Source organism: Mesorhizobium sp. WSM4809, assembly GCF_055811655.1.
The window spans coordinates 39,855-57,314 of sequence record NZ_JBVVQW010000011.1 but is presented as its reverse complement, the minus strand read 5'-3'; the positions used below and the strand labels follow the sequence as shown (position 1 = coordinate 57,314).

Sequence of the window (17,460 nt, the reverse complement as noted above, 5' to 3'; positions counted from 1 at the left end):
CATTTCGGCGTCGGCGCTTTCACCGTTGCCGTCAGAAGTTGGTCACGATGACGGTGACTGAAAAAGCCTATCGCCCCATTCGCTCAAAGCACCCGCGCCGCCTCACAGCGCCAGGCTCCCCTGCTCCACCTCCTCGGCATTCGGATCTCCCGGTGCGGTGGCCCAGGCCAATTCGACCAGCGTCACGGTGCGCCGGCCTGTCCCGTCGAGTTGGCAGACGATGAGCCCCTGCTCCTCGATATAAGTCAAGAGGCGCCGGGCGCGGCGCAGCGAGTGCGAGCCGTAGGCGCGGGCGATCGCGGCGTCGCTCGGGCACGGCCAGCCCTCTTTCGCCGCACGGGCGATCATCATGAACACGCCCTGCATGTCGTCGGGCAGCAGCGACGCGCGGACGGAAACGTCCCGCCACGCGTCATCCTGCGTCGTCTCGGAACCAAGGCCGGCACGGGCGCGCGTCAGCATGCGGCGGAACTCCGGCAGGTCCGGCACGACCGAGGCCAGGCCTTCGATGCGGCAGCGGACCACGAACTCCTGATAGAGCACGCCGATCACGCGAAAACCGGCGTCGGGTTGCGCCAGGATGGCGCGCAGCACACGGTCGACGCGCTCACGACGCTCGGCCAGATCCTCGGCGCTGATTTGCGGCTCCGCCGGCTCGGGGCGCATTTCCAGTGCCGCCGATTTGGCCGCCATCAGTTGGTCGAGCAGGTCCGGCGACGCCGGGCGGCGCGGCGTGCGCACCGTCTCGGGTGGCGGCGCCGCCAGGATGATCGCGCGTGCGTCTTCCAGCGCGGATTCCGGCATTGCCATGAGCCGCGGCGTGCCGTTGCGCGGGCTGGTGTCGGTCGGGCCGATGCGCAGCCCCAGCGGACGGCGCGACAGCGCCGGACCGAGCGCCATGAACTGCCCGCGTTCCAGATCACGGAACGCTTCCGCCTGGCGTCTCTCCATGCCCAAAAGATCGGCGGCACGCGCCATGTCGATATCGAGGAAGGTGCGGCCCATGAGGAAATTGGACGCCTCGGCTGCGACGTTCTTGGCGAGCTTGGCCAGCCGCTGGGTGGCAATGATGCCGGCCAGCCCGCGCTTGCGGCCACGACACATCAAATTGGTCATGGCGCCGAGCGAGAGCTTTCGCGCTTCGTCCGACACCTCTCCGGCCACCGCCGGCGCGAACAGCTGCGCCTCGTCCACCACCACCAGCATCGGGTACCAGTGGTCACGGGCGACCTCGAACAGTCCGCCGAGGAAGGCGGCCGCACGTCGCATCTGGTTCTCGGCGTCGAGTCCTTCGAGATTGAGCACGGTGGAGACGCGATGCATGCGCGCCCGCTCGCCGGCCGCCTGCAGGCCGCGCTCGGTATGCTGCTCGGCATCGATCACCAGATGGCCGTAACGATCGCCCAGCGAGACGAAGTCGCCCTCGGGATCGATGATGGTCTGCTGCACCCAGGGTGCGCTCTGCTCCAGCAGGCGCCGCAGCAGATGCGACTTGCCGGAGCCTGAATTGCCCTGCACCAAAAGGCGAGTCGCGAGCAGTTCCTCAAGATCCAGCTTCGCCGGGGCGCCCGCGGTCGTCTGTCCCATCTCGATCGCAACGGTCATCTCGACTCAGGCGCTCCTTTCGCAGACGGGCTTATCAACTGGGTCACAGCCCGTCGAGCGTGCATGACCGCCTGCGGCGTGTTGCGCACAACTGTGCAGGCACCGCCTGGAGGGGTCATCAGCCGATGCCTGGCGCAAACTTTGGGTTGACCCCTTCGGACCACGAGGCGACACTCCACCCAACGCTACGAGTGCGAGGAGGAATGCGATGGACGAGCCCGAACGGTGGCGCCACATGTCGACGGCCCCGAAGGATGGCAGCCGCATCCTGGTCACGGTGCGTCCGTCCGAACAGGGACCGGCGGAAGTAGACCTTGCCTATTGGTCGCGTGCTGACCAGTTCGCCTCGGAAGGCTGGCGCGCGTCGGACTCCTCGCCCGGGCGCGTCATCGAATATGCCGACCCGGAACTGAAGTGCTGGATGCCGTTGCCGACGGCTAACCTCAGTCGCGCGTCCATGCCAGCGCCCTGGGAAGGCGAAGACGCCCAGCAGCTGGATGGGTCCGGGATTTAAGCGCGCGGAGAGGCCGGAGATTGGCCAATCTCCCCCTCGTGCGGGAGATTGGCAGCTTCGCGGTCGGCAGTCCTCAGAACAGGAACGCGGCCGTGGCGGGGTTGGGCCCGTTGCGGCCTTCGGGCGAATCCATGCCGCGGATCGTCTGCAGGTCCTGGGCATCCAGTTCAAAATCGAAGACATCGAAATTGGCGGCGATGCGATCCCTGCGGATCGACTTTGGAATGACGATCAGCCCCTCTTGGAGATGCCAGCGGACGATCGCCTGGGCGACGGACTTGCCATGTTTCTTGGCGATGCCTGCAATGGTCGGATCGCCGAGCAGCCGGCCGCTGCCCAACGGGCTCCAGCTTTCGATACGGATGTCGTGCTTGGCGTGAAAGTCCCTGACACCGCGCTGCTGGAACTGGGGATGCAGCTCGATCTGGTTGACGACGGGCGTCACGCCGGTCTCCGCGATGATCCGCTCCAGATGGTCCTGGTTGAAGTTCGAAACGCCGATCGACTTGATGCGGCCGGCCTGCCGGAGTTCGACCAGCATCTTCCAGGCCTCGACATATTTGTCCTGGCTGGGCACAGGCCAGTGGATCAGGAACAGGTCGATCTGTTCGACGCCGAGCTTCTCCATCGTCTCGTCGAAGGCGCGCAAAGCCGCGTCGCGCTGGTGCGCGCCGTTGCGCAGTTTCGAGGTGATGAACAGCTCGGCCCGCGGCACGCCCGCGCTGCGGATCGCCTCTCCGACCCCTTCCTCGTTCTGATAGCCTTCGGCGGTGTCGATCAGGCGATAGCCGGCCTCGATGCCCCAACCCACCACGTCGGCTGTGATGTCTTGGTCGACCTGCCACACACCGAGGCCGAGCTGGGGAATGGCGGAGCCGTCGTTCAATGCAATCTGTTCGGGCATGATGGGCTGTTCAGGCACGGGGAATCCTTTGCAAAGCGGGTCCGGGCGGTCTGCCCGGTGCACAGCCTATCTAGGTCCGACAGGATGCGACGACCAGCCGACAGCGGACAAATTGCCGTGTGAAGTGCGCCTGCAAGTGTGACTTCGGCGTCGGCCGCATCCTCACCGCGGCCGGCGCACCGCCCTCACCACCCCGGCGGATGTGCTGCCGCAATAGAGGCGGTCGCCGCCATCGGATTCCAGTCCCGACACGCCCATGCCGGCCGGCATGTCGAGCTTCTCCAGAACCTTGCCTGATCGCGGGTCGACGCGGCGCAGGTCGCTCTGGTCGCCTTCCCAGGTGGCGTGCCACAGCTCGCCCTCGACCCATGTCACCCCGGTGACGAAACGGTTGGATTCGATGGTGCGCAGGATCGCCCCTGTCTCCGGGTCGATCTGGTGGATCTTGCGTTCGCGATATTGCCCCACCCAGAGCGTCCCTTCGGCCCAGGTCAGCCCGGAATCGCCGCCGCCGCCCGGTGCCGGAATGGTCGCCAGCACCTGGCCGGTATCAGGGTCGATCTTCTGTATCAGGTCGTCGGCAAGCTGGAAGAAGTGCTGGCCGTCCCAGGCGGTGCCGGCATGCGCCGCGACGTCGATCGAGCGCAGCGCTTGGCCGTTTTCCGGGTCGAAGGCGTTCAGCTTCTCGCCCGAGGCGAACCAGACATTGTTGCCGTCAAAACTCACCCCATGCACCCTCTCCACATCTGGAAAGGGTCCGTATTCGCGCAGAATTTCGGCCGCTGACTGTTTCATGTCCTTGTCCTCACTGAGATGGTCTGATGTCCCTTACTAACCACTCGGCAGCGGCGCCGGGAGTAACAAGGTGGTCGTGAATCCCGCCACCGGCGGCGTCATCCAGCGGCGCGCCCGGCCGTGACCGAAAAACTGCACCTTGCCGGCCTCGCCAAGCTGCTCGAGCGCCCGTTGCACACTGCGTTGGCCGGTGCCAAGCGCCAGCGCCAACGCCGAACTCGCCCAGGATTCACCATCGGCAAGGAAAGCCAGCACCGCCGCGTGCCGCTCCTCGATCGGCCGCGCCAGCACCAGCACCTCGCGTGCCTGGCGCGGCGCCAGCGCGAAGCCCTGGCTGGTCGCGCCGATGTCGGCCAGGCCGCGCAATTCGGTGCGCAGCCGGCCGATCTCGACCCGCAGCCGTGCCCGGTGCGATTCATCGGCGTGCCTGCCGCCGAAGGCTTCAGCGATCAGCCTCGCCCTCGACACATCGCCTGGCCACGCTTCGGCGAGCGTACGGGCCAGCGCAAACAGCACCGGGCGCGTTGCCAGCGAGACCCTTTTCTCCTGTTGGCGCACGACATAGCGAAAGCTATCGACCAGCAATGCCGGCGACGCCTGCCACGCCTCGACGTCCTCAAGCAGCAACGAGCGCTGCTCGCCAGCCGCGATCAGCCGCGCCGCCGGTGTGTCCAGCGCCAGGAATGCGCGATCGACTTCAGCGATGAGCCCCGCAATGCCGGCCTGGCGGGCGGCGTGGCGTGCCCACTCCAACGCCCTGCGCGCCCGCTTCGTCTTGAGGCGCCGCATCGCGATGCCGGCGACGGCCAGCTCGTGGGCGGCGCGCGAGGCCGGCGGAAGCGGCATCGGATCGAGCCCGCGCAGCACGTCTTCGGCCTCGTCGAGACGGCCGATCAATAGCAGGCGGCGCACCTTGAGGTGGCCGGCATGCGCTGCGTTCAGCCGGTCGCCATGCTTTTCCAGCATCGCCCGCGCCGCATCCAGAGCCTTGGCCGGCCAGCCGAGATCGCGTGAGACCAGCGCGATCTCGGCCTCGGCAACGACGCATCTCGCACGCGCTACCGCTTCTTTCGGGCCGAAGCCACGCGCGGCACGCCGCAGCAGCGCCTTGGCGCGATCAAGATCGCCAAGTTGCGCCATGGCGATGCCGCGCAGCGCCAGCGCCGGCGGATCCTCGCGCAGTGCGACGCGATCCAGCGCGCCGAGCGGATCGCCTCCGGCCAGCGCCAGCGCCGCGGCGGTGATCAGCGAATCCATTCAAATCCCGTCACACTTGTAACTCCCACCCTTGTGCGTCGCCGCCCTAACTTAAATCCGTACCATGAACCGGCAAGCCGCATCGGCCAACTCTATCGGCAACGTGCGGCACGCCAAGGGAGAACCGACAATGCCAACCGACACTCCTCTCCATGACGCGGCCGAAGGCACCGTGAGGATGCGCCACCCCTGCTGCGACGGGCCGGCTCCTGCAAATCCCGTCACACTTGTAACTCCCACCCCCGCGCTTCACCGCCCTATTCTGGCTGACAGCAAGCGACAACAGACTGGCAAAGGAGACGACCAATGACCAAGCACATCGCAATGAAGACCCCGCCGATCGTTTCGAGGCAGGACTGGGAAGCCGCCCGCGAACAGATGCTGGTGAAGGAAAAGGCAACGCTGCGGGCCAAGGACGCATTGGCCGCCGAGCGCCGGCGCATGCCGTGGATGGAAGTCGACAAGGCCTATGTGTTCGAGGGGCCGAACGGCAGAGCGAGCCTGCTCGATCTGTTCGAAGGCCGCCGCCAGCTGATCGTCTACCGCGCCTTTTTCGAGCCCGGCGTGCATGGCTGGCCCGATCACGCCTGCCGCGGCTGTTCGCTGGGCGCCGACCAGGTCGGCCACCTCGCCCATCTCAACGCCCGCAACACCACGCTTGCCTACGCTTCACGTGCCCCGCAAGCCGACATTGCGCGGCTGAAGCAGCGGATGGGCTGGCAGATGCCCTGGTACACAATCACTGACAGTTTCGACAAGGACTTCGGCGTCGACGAATGGCACGGCCACAACGTCTTCATCCGTGACGGCGACCGCATCTTCCGCACCTATCTCATCAACAGCCGCGGCGACGAGGCGATGGGCACCGTCTGGAGCTATCTCGACGCGACGCCGCTCGGCCGCCAGGAAATCTGGGAAGACTCGCCCGAAGGCTATCCGCAGACCCCGCTCTATTCCTGGTGGAACTGGCACGACAATTACGACGCCGGGGCCGACAAGAAATGGGAAGAAGTGTCTGCTGCCGGCGAGGCTGCATTCCGCGACAAGGGCGAGCAGTAACGGTTGTTCAGTCTGGGTTCCTCTCCCCACTCCGTGGAGAGAGGAACCTGTCGTGGCTGGCATGATCATCAAGGATCAAGGCGATGAGCGATATCCATACCGGTGCCGGCAGCACGATCCCGGAAGCCGCCACCCTCGGGCTGGCCGACTGGCTTTGCCTTGCCGCGGCACCGACTTTCGCCGTGATGGCGCTGCTCACCTGCATCTTCAGCGGCGATGCGGCCATGCAGTGCATGGGCATCGACGCCTCGCCCCTCACGGGCATGGCCGCGATGTATCTGCTGATGAGCGCCTTTCATCTGGCGCCCTGGCTGCGGGTGATCTCAGGCCGGCAGGCCCGCTAGGCGCAGCGCGCCATTGCAATTCCAGACACCCCACACATCGGAGAAGACAATGAGACTGGTCAGGCTGAGAGCGCCGGGCGGCTTGGGCAATCTCGACCTGGTCGAGGAAAATTCGCCCCAGCCAGGGCCGGGCGAGGTTCTGGTCAGGATCCGGGCCTGCGCGTTGAACATGCGCGACGACTTTGCCGTGCAAGGCAAGATGCCTCTCGCCGACGGCCGCGTTCCGCTCTCCGACGGCGCCGGCGAAGTGATTGCCCTCGGCGACGGTGTCGATGCACTCAAGCCCGGAGACAGTGTCGTCAGCGTCTTCTATCCCTGGTGGCTGGGCAGTGACATGACGCCCTGCACCCGGCGCGATATTCCGGGAGACAGTTTCGACGGCTTCGCCAGCGAGTATGTCTGCATGCCGGCGCACGCTTTCACCAAGGCACCGGCAGGCTATACGCATGTCGAGGCGGCGTCGCTCACCTGCACGGGCGTTACGGCCTGGCGCGGCCTGGTTGTGTGCGGCAAGGTGAAGCCGGGCGACGCGGTGCTGGTCCTCGGTTCGGGCAGCGTATCGCTGTTCGCGCTACAATTCGCCAAAGCCGCCGGCGCCCGGGTCATCGCCACCTCATCCGACGAGCAGAAGCTGGAAAGGCTCACGCGCCTCGGAGCCGACGCCGTCATCAACTACAAGTCCGTCCCGGACTGGGGTCGCAAGGCCAGGGATCTGACGGGCGGACGCGGTGTCGATCACGTGATCGAGGTCGGCGGACCCGCCACGCTGGCGCAGTCCATTGCGGCCTGCAGAACGGGCGGTCACATCGCCCTGGTCGGCGTCCTGACCGGTTTTGCGGCGGAAGTGTCTATCCCTGCCCTGTTTTCCAACCAGATCCGCATCAGCGGCATTTCCATCGGCAGCCGGGCCGACCAGGAGGATATGATCCGGGCGATAGAGACTATCAGGCTGAAGCCCGTCATAGACCGCCATTTTCCGCTGCAGGACATCGCCACCGCCTTCGCGCATTACGAAACGCAAAAGCATTTCGGCAAGGTCTGCCTCGACGTTTGAGCGGCCTCCGCCAGCAGCACGATGAAGGGGACCTTCGGGTCCGCGCCTTCGTCTTGATCCTGCCTAGGTCGCGATGTCGTTGACCGGCAGCAGGGGCTTGGGAAGATCGGCCTCGCCGAGCCCGCTGCGCAACTCGATCTCGATGTCGCGGCATATCTGCGAGATCGGGACGTCGTTGGCGTTGCCCTCGAACCGGTTGGCGCTGCTTTCGCCGACCTGGTCGAGGGACACGTAGGCCCAGCCCAGCAGCGTGCTGAACGGGATCGTCAACCAGATCGCGATCGACCCGAGCGCCCCACCCAATTTGCCCATATCGGCAAAGACGGGAACGACCCCGAACGGCAACAGCGTGCAGAAGATCATCACGAACATCGAACTGACGATGGCGTATTGCCGAGGATAGGGATTGTTCTTGATGCGATCGCAGCGCGCCTGCTGGTCATGGAAGTCGCGGATCAGCTTGGTCAGTTCGCCATAGATCTGAGGAGGGAGCTTTGTGTCCTTGAACAGCGCATTGACCTGGGCAGATTGCCGTTCGAGCAGGGCGATCGCCGGCTGGGGCGATTTCAGGACGTCCTCGGCCTGTTCGGCGAGCAGCGGACGCAATTCGTCGGCGATCGAGCTCGCATCCTCATGGATGCGGTAGCGCCGCCGGTATTCGATATTGGCGGCCCGCGCCATGGATTCCCATGGCATTGGCCGGCGCAGGGAAAAACGCAACGCCGTCATCCAGGCGATGTGGCGATAGATGAGCTGTCTGGCCGTCGGCGCGTCGAGGAAATCCCTGCAGAAATTGGACCACAACCGGCTGCTGGCCGTAATTTGCGTAAAAGCCTGCAGCGCGTCGCTGCTGCGGGTGAACACCTGCGAATTCTTGAACCCGGCAACGAGTGACACGGTGGTACCAAGCACCAGCACCACCGACCATGGCACCGAAAACCCGGCGATGCCTGGAAGACGGTAGGCCGCCACGGCCAGTCCACTCACCACCACCATGTAGATGACGCTGCGCCGCGACCACAGCGCGAAATCCACTATTTTGTAGGAACGGCCTACATACATCGGGTCCCCTCAATTTATCGACAGGTGTGGTTTTGCACGGGCGGAATCTCGTCGCCTCATTGTGCCTTTGCAGCCCCGAACCGCAACCCGTCCATCAACAGCTTGACCAGCCGGCGGGAGCGGTCGCGCCATTCGGGGGTGTCGGGCGCTGAGTAGATGCCGCCCAGCGCGTGCAGCACGTCGGAAGCGTCGACGTCGCCGCGGATGGTGCCGTCGGCCACCGCCGCTTCGACCAGCTGTCGCAAGGCTTGCGACACCCGGCCGAACGTGTCGGAAAACAGCGTCGAATTGGTGGTGAGCACGATGCGCAGGCTGGTCGCCAGGCCGCGCTTGGTTGCGATGTAGTCGACGAAGCGCTGCATCCACTGTTCCAGCGCGACATCGGACGGATGTTTCTGGGCAAGCTCGCCGGCGGCCGCGCACAGCGCCTCCACCTCGCGGCGATAGACCACCTCGACCAGATGCTCGCGCGTCGGGAAATGCCGGTAGAGCGTGCCGATGCCGACGCCGGCGCGGCGCGCGATCTCCTCCAGCGAGCCATCGATGCCGCGCTCGGCAAAGACCGACACCGCCACCTCGACCAGCCGGTCGCGGTTGCGCCGCGCATCGGCGCGCAACGGCTTTGCGTCTACAGCCTCGGCCTTCTGTTCAGCAATGGCGGACGGCTCGCTGGCCAATTTTTTCTCCACATCGTGTCAGGGGGCTTGAACCCGGCCGGTTCAGCCACCACGTATTAAACGGAGGCGCCTCCGTTTTAGTGGAGCACCTTTATCATATAATCAGGGGAACCGGTATGTCACGTCTTTCGAACACGCAAGCCGACATCTCCCCTGCCCGCCTGTCTCGCGGGAGATCCGCTGCCATCTCCGCTTTCGCCGTCAAGACCTGACCGAACGGTTACCTTGCCCTTCCGCGGCAAGGCACCAGTTCAATCCCATCCGCGTCAAGCAACTGGAGCCAGACGCCCATGACCAGCCTTCCCATCACCCTCACCATCAACGGCCACCGACACGAACTGGAGGTCGATCCACGCGTAACCCTGCTCGACCTGCTGCGCGAGCGGCTCGATCTCACCGGCACCAAGAAGGGGTGCGACCGCGGCCAGTGCGGCGCCTGCACGGTGCTGGTCGACGGCAAGCGCATCAACTCATGCCTGGCGCTGGCGGTCAGTCATGACGGCGCCCAAGTCTTGACCATCGAAGGCGTCGCCCACGGCGAGGAACTGCATCCGGTGCAGGCCGCCTTCATCGCCCATGACGGCTTCCAGTGCGGGTTCTGCACACCCGGCCAGATCATGAGCACGCTCGGCCTGATCGCCGAGGCACAGGCCGGCGACGATCCCGAACGCATCCGTGAGGGGCTGAGCGGTAACATATGCCGATGCGCGGCCTATGGCGGCATCGTCGAGGCGGTCCTGGAAGCCCAGCAACAGCTTGTCAAAGCCGACCGGAGGACCGCGGCATGAGAGATTTCGATTACATCAGGCCAGCCACCATCCCCGACGCCATCGCCGCGGCAGCCGAGCCGGGTTCGGCCTATCTCGCCGGCGGCACCAATCTGCTCGACCTGATGAAAGGCGGCATCACCAGTCCCGAGCGTATCGTCGACATTTCCCGGCTGCCGGAGCTCAACCGCATCGAACGGCTGGACGATGGTGGCCTGCGCATCGGCGCGCTGGTCCGTAATGCCGACCTTGCCTACGATCCGGCGTTCGCGAAATCCTATCCGGCGGTGGCCGAGGCGCTGCTGTCGGGTGCTTCGGCGCAGCTTCGCAACGCCGCCACCGTCGGCGGCAATCTGTTGCAGCGCACGCGCTGCAGCTATTTCTACGACACCGCCAGCGCCTGCAACAGGCGCGAGCCAGGCGCCGGCTGCGATGCGCTGGGCGGCGAGAACCGCCTGCACGCCGTGCTAGGCTGGAGCGACGCCTGCATCGCCACCCACCCGTCGGACTTCTGCGTGCCGCTGGTGGCGCTCGACGCCGTGGTCGAGATCGAGGGCAAGAAGGGCCGGCGTCATGTGACACTGGAGGAATTCCACCGGCTTCCCGGCGAAACGCCGCAGCGGGAGAATGCGCTGGAGCCCGGCGACCTGATCGTGGCGGTGCGCCTGCCGGCGGAGGCGGCCTCCTTCTCCGCCAATGCCCGTTACCTGAAAGTCCGCGAACGCACCTCTTATGCTTTTGCCGTCGTATCGGCCGCGGCAGCGCTCGTCGTCGATGGCGGCAAGATCCGCGCCGCAAGGCTGGCACTGGGCGGCGTCGCGGCCAAGCCGTGGCGAGCCCGAACGGCGGAAGCCGTCCTGCTTGGCGCGGACGCCAGCGAGGCGACCTTCTCCAGCGCCGCGGACGCTGCCTTGGCCGATGCCAGCCCCTCCGGCGACAATGCCTTCAAGATCGAGCTTGCCCGCCGCATCGTGGTCAGGGCGCTGATATCTGCGCTTTCGGGAACGCCCGAGCGTCTGCCAGCCCTTCCTGCCTCCCCGTTCTCGAACATTCCCGGAGCGCGCCATGACGCTTGAACTCAGCCTCAACCAGCAACCCGCCCATGCCCGGCAGGGCTCCAGCATCGGCCAGCCGCTGACCCGCCGCGACGGCTTTCTGAAAGTCATCGGAGCCGCGCGCTATGCCGCCGACAACCACCCGCCCGGCATGCTCTACGCCGTGCTGGCGGTCAGCAGCATCGCGCGCGGCCGCGTTGCCGCTCTGGATATCGAGGCGGCAAAGGCGCACCAGGGCGTGGTCGAGGTGATGACGCCCAAGAACCGGCCGGCGCTCGCCGCTGACCCGGACGCCAAGGACCACCCCTTCATGTTCCGGCTCGACCTGCTGCAGAACGATCAGGTCCGCTACCCCAACCAGAGCATCGCCGTGGTAATCGCCGAGACGCTGGAGGCGGCAACCGAGGGGGCGGCTTTGCTGTCGCCGCGCTATGAAGTGCTGCCGGCGCGCGTTGGCCTGGACGGCGCTGAAAGCTTCGTGCCGCGTGGCGTCGGCGTCGGCGGTCCGGCCGTGCAGCACAAGGGCGATGTCGAGGCCGGCCTCAAATCGGCAAAGACACGGATCGAAGCCACCTACGAGACGCCGGCCCAGTACCACAACGCCATGGAGCCGCATGCGATCGTCGTCGCCTGGAATGGCGACACACTGTCGATCGACACGCCGAGCCAGGGCCTTGCCATGGCGCAGGGCCGCATCGCCGGCCTGTTCGGCATCGCACCGGAAAACGTCCACATCCGCAGCCCGTTCCTGGGTGGCGGCTTTGGCTCGAAAGGCATGATCTCCGGACCGCAGGTGCTCGGCATCCTGGCGGCGCGTCTCGTCGGCCGTCCGGTCAAGCTGGTGCTGCGGCGTGAGCAGATGTACGGCCCGGTCGGCCACCGTGCGCCGACGCGCCAGACGCTGCGCTTGGGCATGGATGGCGAAGGGCGGCTGACGGCACTCGACCATCACGCCAAGACTGCGTCGAGCACGTTCGACGATTTCTTCGAACCGGCGGCGGATGCCTCGCACACGCTCTACGCCAGCCCGGCCATCGCCACCTCGCACGATGCGGTGCGGTTGGACACCGGTACCCCGCTGTTCATGCGGGCGCCCGGCGAAGCGACCGGCTCGATCGCGCTGGAGAGCGCCATCGACGAGGCGGCTCACGCCTGTGGCATGGACCCGCTGGAGTTCCGGCTGCGGAACTATGCCGAGGTCGAGCCGATGACCGGCAAGCCGTTTTCCTCCAAGGCGCTGCGCGAATGCTACAGGCAAGCGGCCGAGACGTTCGGCTGGGCAAGCCGCCCGCTTCAGCCGCGGCTGATGCGCGACGCGGACGGTTTCCTGACCGGCTGGGGCATGGGCACGGCGACGTTTCCGGCCCTGATGTTCCACGCCGAGGCCCGCGCCGTGCTGAGAAGCGATGGCAGCGGCCTGATGGAGACCGGCGCGCAGGACATGGGGCAAGGCGCCTGGACCGCCTTCGCCCAGATCGCCGCCGACGGACTGGGACTGGATATCGACCAGGTCGATTTCAGGGCCGGCAGTTCCGATCTGCCCAATGCAGGCATTGCCGGCGGCTCCGGCCACACGGCGACGGCCGGCATGGCGATCCACAATGCGGGTGCCGCCGTCATCGCCAGGCTCGCCGATCTCGCCACCGGTGACGAGCACTCACCGCTCTACGGCGCCGGCAATGAAGGCGTGCTGGCGCGCGGTGGCCGCCTCTATCGGCGCGACGATGAAAGCCGCGGTGAAAGCTATGCCGAGATCCTCACACGTGCAGGCCTGACCGAGATCGAGGGCCATGGCAAAGGTGCCCCCGACCCGGCGTCCCAGGAGACCTATGCCAAGCACGCGCATGGCGCCGTGTTCGCCGAGGTGAAGGTCGATCCGGATTTCGGCCAAATCCGCGTCACAAGGCTGGTCGGCGCGTTCGCCGCCGGGCGGGTCATCAATCCCAGGCTGGTGCGCAGCCAGTATTATGGCGGCATGATCTGGGGCGTCTCGTTCGCGCTGCATGAGGAAGCCATCACCGACCGGCGCTCGGGCCGGATCCAGAATGCCAACCTCGCCGAATATCATGTCCCGGTGAATGCCGACGTTCCGTCGGTCGAGGCGCTGCTGGTCCACGAGGACGACCCTCACGTCAACGCGCTTGGCATCAAGGGTGTCGGCGAAATCGGCATCACCGGCACGGCCGGCGCCGTCGCCAATGCGGTCTGGCATGCGACCGGGGTGCGACCCCGGCGCTTTCCGATCCGCATCGAGGACCTGCTGGGGTGAGGAGTGGTCCGCCTAGCGGACGGGAAGCCAATTGCTTGGCTTTCCCGTCCGTCGAACGGTGAAGGCCCGGTCCGCCTTCGGGCGGATCAAAAGGTCCAGTGGACCTTTTTAAAGGGCCGAACGCCCGAACGGTCCGGAGCGACAGCGAAGGGCCGGACAGCGGGCGCTAGCTCCTCGCCGGCCCAACATCAGATCAACGACTTCGCGTCAAGCAACTGGAGCCAGATGCCCATGACGAAAACAACGATCCCGGTCCATCTCGACATCAACGGCGACCTTCACGGGCTCGACATCGAGCCGCGTGTGACGCTGCTCGACGCCTTGCGCGACCGGCTCGGCCTGACCGGCACCAAGAAGGGCTGCGACCACGGCCAGTGTGGCGCCTGCACCGTGCATATCGACGGCGAGCGCGTGCTGGCCTGCCTGACGCTGGCCGCCCAAGCCGAAGGCCGCACCGTCACCACCATAGAGGGGCTTGCACGGGAGGGCGAAATGCATCCCGTGCAGGCTGCCTTCCTCGAACAGGACGCCTTCCAGTGCGGCTATTGCACGCCGGGCCAGATCATGTCGGCGGTCGCCTGCATCCGTGAGGGCCATGCCGGCTCCGACGGCGAGATCCGCGAATACATGGCCGGCAATCTCTGCCGCTGCGGCGCCTATCCGCACATCGTCGCCGCCATTCGCCAAGCCGCCTTGGAGGTCGCATCATGAGGGATTTTTCGTATGTGCGCGCCAACTCGGTCGATGCGGCACGCCAAGCGGCCGCCCTGCCCGGCGCCATGCTCTTGGCCGGCGGCACCACGCTGGTCGATCTCGCCAAATGCGGCGTCGCCGAGCCCGAGACGCTGGTCGACATCGCTCATCTCAAGGGGTTGGACAGCATCGAGGTGAACGAACGCGGCGCCACCATCGGCGCGCTGTGCAGGATGAGCCATGTCGCCGACCATGCCGACATCAAGAGCCGCTTTCCTGCGGTGTCGGAAGCCCTGTGGCAGGCGGCTTCCGCGCAGATCCGCAACATGGCGACCATCGGCGGCAATCTGATGCAGCGCACGCGCTGCCCCTATTTCCGTGATCCCGGGAATTTCTCCGCTTGCAACAAGCGGGAGCCCGGCAGCGGCTGTTCGGCCATAGGCGGCGTCACCAGGGGCCACGCCGTGCTCGGCGCCAGCGACGCCTGCATCGCCATGTATCCAGGCGACCTCGCCGTGGCGCTGGTCGCCTTCGACGCAACAGTTCATCTCGGCGAGCGCCAGATCCCGGTCGACGACTTTTTCCTGTTGCCCGGCACCACGCCGGATAAGGAACACGCGATCGAACCGGGCGAGATGATCACCGCCATTGAAATCCCCGGCTCGGCCGCCCGGCGTTCGACCTACCTGAAGATCCGCGACCGGCAATCCTATGAGTTTGCCGCCGCCAGTGCCGCTGTCGGCATAGAGTTCGAACCCGACGGCCGAACGATCCGCGATCTGCGCGTGGCGCTTGGCGGCGTCGCGACCAAGCCGTGGCGTGCGCGGGCCGTCGAGGCGGCCTTGATAGGCGAGGTGCTGGAGCCGGACGCAGTCCGCGCCGCCAGCCTGCTCGCCGTCGAAGGCGCTGTCGACCATGGCGCCAACCACTACAAGGTCGAACTGGCGCCGCGCGTCGTCGCCCGCGCCATCCTCAAATTGGGAGAGACGGCATGACCGTTCACAACATCAGGCATGGGGATGCGTCCGACGGCGCTTTTGCCGAAGCCGTCGGCGGCCGGCTGTCGCGCGTCGACGGCCCGGCCAAAATCACCGGCGCGGCGAATTACGCCATCGAGCAGCAGCTCGAAGGCCTCGCTTACGCCGTGCTGGTCGGGAGCACGATTGCATCCGGCAAGGTGCGCGCGATCGACACCAAGGCAGCCGAGGCCGCTCCCGGCGTGCTGCAGGTGCTGACGCCGGACACCATCATCAGCCTGAAGACCGCGGCGGACTGGTTCGGCACACCGCCGCCCGACAAGCCCTATTGCCCGCTCGCGCGCGACATCACGTTCTCGGGTCAACATGTCGCTGCCGTGGCCGCCGAGACCTTCGAACAGGCGGTGGCGGCGGCGGCCCTGGTAAAGGTCAGCTATGACGAGACGCCTTCCATCGTCGACCTCAGCGACGGCAAGGCTGGCGACGGCATCCCGATCGACGCCATGACCAAGGAATGGGGCGATGCGCAAGGTGCGTTCGCCTCGGCACCGGTCCGCATCTGCGCCGCCTACAACACGCCGCGCGAGTACCAGGCGCCGATGGAGCCGCATGGCCTGATCGCCCGCTGGGAGGGCGACAAGCTCACCGTGTGGGAGCCAAGCCAGTGGCTGGATGGCATGGCGCGCACCTATGCCGAATGGTTCGACGTGCCGTTCGAGAACGTGCGGCTGGTCTCGCCCTATATTGGCGGCGGCTTCGGCTCCAAGGCACTGGCGCTCAGCCATGGCGCGGTGGCCGCATGTGCGGCCAGAATGCTCGGCCGGCCGGTGCGGCTGGTGATGACGCGGCCCCAGACCTTCACCGGTTACGGTGGTCGCGCCGCGACGCGGCAGACGGTGACGATCGGCGCCGACGCTGACGGAAAGATCCAGTCGATCGTGCATCGCGGCGTCAATGAGACCTCCATCGACGGCATGTGGGTCGAGCCGCTGGGATCGGTCACCTCGATCATGTATGCGACGCCGAATTTCTCCTCGAAGCAGAATGTCGTGCGGGTCAATTCGGTGGTGCCGGGCGCCATGCGCGCACCGGGCGAAAACCCCTCGGCCTTCGGCATCGAAAGCGCCATCGACGAGCTCGCCTACGAGGTCGGCATCGATCCGCTGGAAATCCGGCTCCGGAACTATGCCGAGCAGGATCCGCATGCCAAAAAGGCTTGGTCTACCCGGCAGTTGCGCGAGGCTTTTGCCGCAGGTGCGGAGCGTTTCGGCTGGGCCAGGCGCTCGCCCGAACCGCGCTCGATGCGCGACGGCACCCAGTTGATCGGCTGGGGCGTCGCGGCCGGCACCTATCCGGTTCGGCGCGCCTATGGCGAGGCGATCGTGCGTATCCTGGCCGACGGCTCGGTCGAGGTCGAAAGCTCGTCGATCGACATGGGCCAGGGCACCTACACCATTCTGGCGCAGACCGCCGCCGAAACGGTCGGCGTGCGAGCTGACGACGTGGTGGTGAAGCTCGGAGACTCCCGCTTTCCGCGTGCCGGCGTCACCGGCGGCTCGCGGCTGGCCGGCGTCATGACCGGCGCCGTCTACAAGGCCGCGAGCTCAGCGCTCGACCAGCTGGTGGGCCTTGCCATCGGCGATCCGCGCTCGCCCTTCTACGCGTTGCAGGCCAACACACTGGTCGTCGCCAATGGCCGTATCACTTCGCCGCGTGCCGACGGCCCCGATGTCTCGATCGCCGAACTGCTCAAAAGCGTCGGCCGCGACCACATCGAAGCCACCGGCGACACCATGCCGGAAAACTCGACGTCAGAGGAGCGCTACAAGAACTACACCACCATCGCCATGGCGCTGCCGCACACCGAGGGCGACTATTCCCGCCACTCCTGGTGCGCGCATTTCATCGAGGTGCGCGTCGACGAGGATTTCGGCACGGTGCGTGTATCGCGTGTGGTGTCGGCGCTGGATTCGGGGCGGCTCTACAACCCGAAACTTGCCGAAAGCCAATGGAAGGGCGGCATCATCATGGGCATCGGCCAGGCGCTATTGGAAGAAGGCATCGTCGACCGCCGCCACGGCCGCATCGTCAATGACAACCTCGCCGATTACCTCGTGCCGACCAACGCCGACATCCCGGACTTCGAAGTGATCTCGGTCGGCATCCCCGACCTGCATTCCTCGGTGCTCGGCGGCAAGGGCGTTGGTGAGCTGGCCATTGTCGGCGTGGCGCCGGCGATTGCCAACGCGGTGTTCCATGCGACGGGAAAGAGGGTGCGGGATTTGCCGATCACGCTGGAGAAGCTGATCTGAAGAGCGGCTGATCTCCCACTCGAGGGGAGATGTCGCCAAAGGCAACAGAGGGGGTCGTCGCGTATAGAGCGCCGACCCCCGTCTGCGGCAGCAGGCCGAGCCCCGCCGGCCCCCTG

The 17,460-nt window shown here is 66.3% G+C and carries 16 protein-coding genes; 10 read left to right on the top strand and 6 right to left on the bottom strand.

The features are described 5' to 3' along the window. Window positions 1–102: 102 nt before the first annotated feature. Window positions 103–1,605: a helicase HerA domain-containing protein gene (locus AC0L24_RS23675; RefSeq protein ID WP_127297074.1), complete on the bottom strand. Its 1,503-nt coding sequence runs from the start codon at window positions 1,603–1,605 to the stop codon at window positions 103–105. 208 nt (window positions 1,606–1,813) lie between these two features. Here AC0L24_RS23675 and AC0L24_RS23670 point away from each other — a divergent pair, with 208 nt between their 5' ends. Further along, window positions 1,814–2,119, top strand: coding sequence for a hypothetical protein (locus tag AC0L24_RS23670; RefSeq protein ID WP_013530714.1), 306 nt, complete (start codon window positions 1,814–1,816; stop codon window positions 2,117–2,119). Window positions 2,120–2,192: 73 nt separating this feature from the next. On the opposite strand, the gene AC0L24_RS23665 is transcribed toward AC0L24_RS23670, so the two are convergent. The 3 genes from AC0L24_RS23665 to AC0L24_RS23655 form a co-directional block, all read right to left on the bottom strand. Continuing rightward, on the bottom strand, window positions 2,193–3,023 hold the full coding sequence (locus tag AC0L24_RS23665; protein ID WP_174800355.1) for an aldo/keto reductase: 831 nt from the start codon (window positions 3,021–3,023) through the stop codon (window positions 2,193–2,195). A gap of 162 nt (window positions 3,024–3,185) precedes the next feature. Then, window positions 3,186–3,818 (bottom strand): Vgb family protein, encoded by a 633-nt coding sequence (locus AC0L24_RS23660; RefSeq protein WP_127267443.1) that lies wholly within the window; start codon window positions 3,816–3,818, stop codon window positions 3,186–3,188. A 36-nt stretch (window positions 3,819–3,854) separates the two neighbouring features. After that, window positions 3,855–5,075 (bottom strand): helix-turn-helix domain-containing protein, encoded by a 1,221-nt coding sequence (locus AC0L24_RS23655; RefSeq protein WP_473564188.1) that lies wholly within the window; start codon window positions 5,073–5,075, stop codon window positions 3,855–3,857. Between the two features lie 306 nt (window positions 5,076–5,381). On the opposite strand from AC0L24_RS23655, the gene AC0L24_RS23650 reads away from it, so the two are divergent. From AC0L24_RS23650 to AC0L24_RS23640, 3 genes are all read left to right on the top strand, one after another. Continuing rightward, window positions 5,382–6,134 (top strand): DUF899 domain-containing protein, encoded by a 753-nt coding sequence (locus AC0L24_RS23650; RefSeq protein ID WP_013530710.1) that lies wholly within the window; start codon window positions 5,382–5,384, stop codon window positions 6,132–6,134. Between the two features lie 83 nt (window positions 6,135–6,217). After that, complete coding sequence (locus AC0L24_RS23645) at window positions 6,218–6,478, top strand: hypothetical protein (RefSeq protein ID WP_127267446.1); 261 nt, start codon at window positions 6,218–6,220, stop codon at window positions 6,476–6,478. A 49-nt stretch (window positions 6,479–6,527) separates the two neighbouring features. Beyond that, the gene (locus AC0L24_RS23640) at window positions 6,528–7,532 is read left to right on the top strand and encodes a zinc-dependent alcohol dehydrogenase family protein (protein ID WP_127809816.1); all 1,005 of its coding nucleotides are present in this window, start codon (window positions 6,528–6,530) and stop codon (window positions 7,530–7,532) included. 63 nt (window positions 7,533–7,595) lie between these two features. Here the strand turns inward: AC0L24_RS23640 and AC0L24_RS23635 are convergent, their stop codons facing one another. Both AC0L24_RS23635 and AC0L24_RS23630 read right to left on the bottom strand, forming a co-directional pair. Then, window positions 7,596–8,594 (bottom strand): bestrophin family protein, encoded by a 999-nt coding sequence (locus tag AC0L24_RS23635; RefSeq protein ID WP_473564187.1) that lies wholly within the window; start codon window positions 8,592–8,594, stop codon window positions 7,596–7,598. A gap of 56 nt (window positions 8,595–8,650) precedes the next feature. Continuing rightward, entirely contained in the window at window positions 8,651–9,271 is a 621-nt protein-coding gene (locus tag AC0L24_RS23630) for a TetR/AcrR family transcriptional regulator (RefSeq protein ID WP_127327753.1), read from the bottom strand. A gap of 290 nt (window positions 9,272–9,561) precedes the next feature. Here AC0L24_RS23630 and AC0L24_RS23625 point away from each other — a divergent pair, with 290 nt between their 5' ends. The 6 genes from AC0L24_RS23625 to AC0L24_RS23600 all read left to right on the top strand — a co-directional run bounded on the left by AC0L24_RS23625 (window position 9,562) and on the right by AC0L24_RS23600 (window position 17,344). Continuing rightward, entirely contained in the window at window positions 9,562–10,059 is a 498-nt protein-coding gene (locus AC0L24_RS23625) for a (2Fe-2S)-binding protein (protein WP_127322359.1), read from the top strand. Next, window positions 10,056–11,114, top strand: a complete 1,059-nt coding sequence (locus AC0L24_RS23620; protein WP_127809814.1) for an FAD binding domain-containing protein — start codon at window positions 10,056–10,058, stop codon at window positions 11,112–11,114. Before AC0L24_RS23625 ends, AC0L24_RS23620 begins: the two co-directional genes overlap by 4 nt. Then, window positions 11,104–13,362: a xanthine dehydrogenase family protein molybdopterin-binding subunit gene (locus tag AC0L24_RS23615; protein WP_127809813.1), complete on the top strand. Its 2,259-nt coding sequence runs from the start codon at window positions 11,104–11,106 to the stop codon at window positions 13,360–13,362. The genes AC0L24_RS23620 and AC0L24_RS23615 overlap by 11 nt, the downstream gene beginning before the upstream one ends. A 231-nt stretch (window positions 13,363–13,593) precedes the next feature. Then, window positions 13,594–14,073, top strand: coding sequence for a (2Fe-2S)-binding protein (locus tag AC0L24_RS23610; RefSeq protein ID WP_127327750.1), 480 nt, complete (start codon window positions 13,594–13,596; stop codon window positions 14,071–14,073). Further along, on the top strand, window positions 14,070–15,050 hold the full coding sequence (locus AC0L24_RS23605) for an FAD binding domain-containing protein (RefSeq protein WP_127809812.1): 981 nt from the start codon (window positions 14,070–14,072) through the stop codon (window positions 15,048–15,050). The genes AC0L24_RS23610 and AC0L24_RS23605 overlap by 4 nt, the downstream gene beginning before the upstream one ends. After that, window positions 15,047–17,344, top strand: coding sequence for a xanthine dehydrogenase family protein molybdopterin-binding subunit (locus tag AC0L24_RS23600; RefSeq protein WP_473564186.1), 2,298 nt, complete (start codon window positions 15,047–15,049; stop codon window positions 17,342–17,344). Before AC0L24_RS23605 ends, AC0L24_RS23600 begins: the two co-directional genes overlap by 4 nt. Window positions 17,345–17,460: the final 116 nt, after the last annotated feature.

Excerpts from the sequence above, each read along its gene's own strand:
- AC0L24_RS23675 (WP_127297074.1), bottom strand. The coding sequence starts at position 1,605 with ATGACCGTTGCGATCGAGATGGGACAGACGACCGCGGGCGCCCCGGCG.
- AC0L24_RS23645 (WP_127267446.1), top strand. The coding sequence starts at position 6,218 with ATGAGCGATATCCATACCGGTGCCGGCAGCACGATCCCGGAAGCCGCC.
- AC0L24_RS23605 (WP_127809812.1), top strand. The coding sequence starts at position 14,070 with ATGAGGGATTTTTCGTATGTGCGCGCCAACTCGGTCGATGCGGCACGC.
- AC0L24_RS23650 (WP_013530710.1), top strand. The coding sequence starts at position 5,382 with ATGACCAAGCACATCGCAATGAAGACCCCGCCGATCGTTTCGAGGCAG.
- AC0L24_RS23615 (WP_127809813.1), top strand. The coding sequence starts at position 11,104 with ATGACGCTTGAACTCAGCCTCAACCAGCAACCCGCCCATGCCCGGCAG.
- AC0L24_RS23655 (WP_473564188.1), bottom strand. The coding sequence starts at position 5,075 with ATGGATTCGCTGATCACCGCCGCGGCGCTGGCGCTGGCCGGAGGCGAT.
- AC0L24_RS23670 (WP_013530714.1), top strand. The coding sequence starts at position 1,814 with ATGGACGAGCCCGAACGGTGGCGCCACATGTCGACGGCCCCGAAGGAT.
- AC0L24_RS23610 (WP_127327750.1), top strand. The coding sequence starts at position 13,594 with ATGACGAAAACAACGATCCCGGTCCATCTCGACATCAACGGCGACCTT.
- AC0L24_RS23660 (WP_127267443.1), bottom strand. The coding sequence starts at position 3,818 with ATGAAACAGTCAGCGGCCGAAATTCTGCGCGAATACGGACCCTTTCCA.
- AC0L24_RS23620 (WP_127809814.1), top strand. The coding sequence starts at position 10,056 with ATGAGAGATTTCGATTACATCAGGCCAGCCACCATCCCCGACGCCATC.
- AC0L24_RS23600 (WP_473564186.1), top strand. The coding sequence starts at position 15,047 with ATGACCGTTCACAACATCAGGCATGGGGATGCGTCCGACGGCGCTTTT.
- AC0L24_RS23625 (WP_127322359.1), top strand. The coding sequence starts at position 9,562 with ATGACCAGCCTTCCCATCACCCTCACCATCAACGGCCACCGACACGAA.
- AC0L24_RS23665 (WP_174800355.1), bottom strand. The coding sequence starts at position 3,023 with ATGCCCGAACAGATTGCATTGAACGACGGCTCCGCCATTCCCCAGCTC.
- AC0L24_RS23640 (WP_127809816.1), top strand. The coding sequence starts at position 6,528 with ATGAGACTGGTCAGGCTGAGAGCGCCGGGCGGCTTGGGCAATCTCGAC.
- AC0L24_RS23635 (WP_473564187.1), bottom strand. The coding sequence starts at position 8,594 with ATGTATGTAGGCCGTTCCTACAAAATAGTGGATTTCGCGCTGTGGTCG.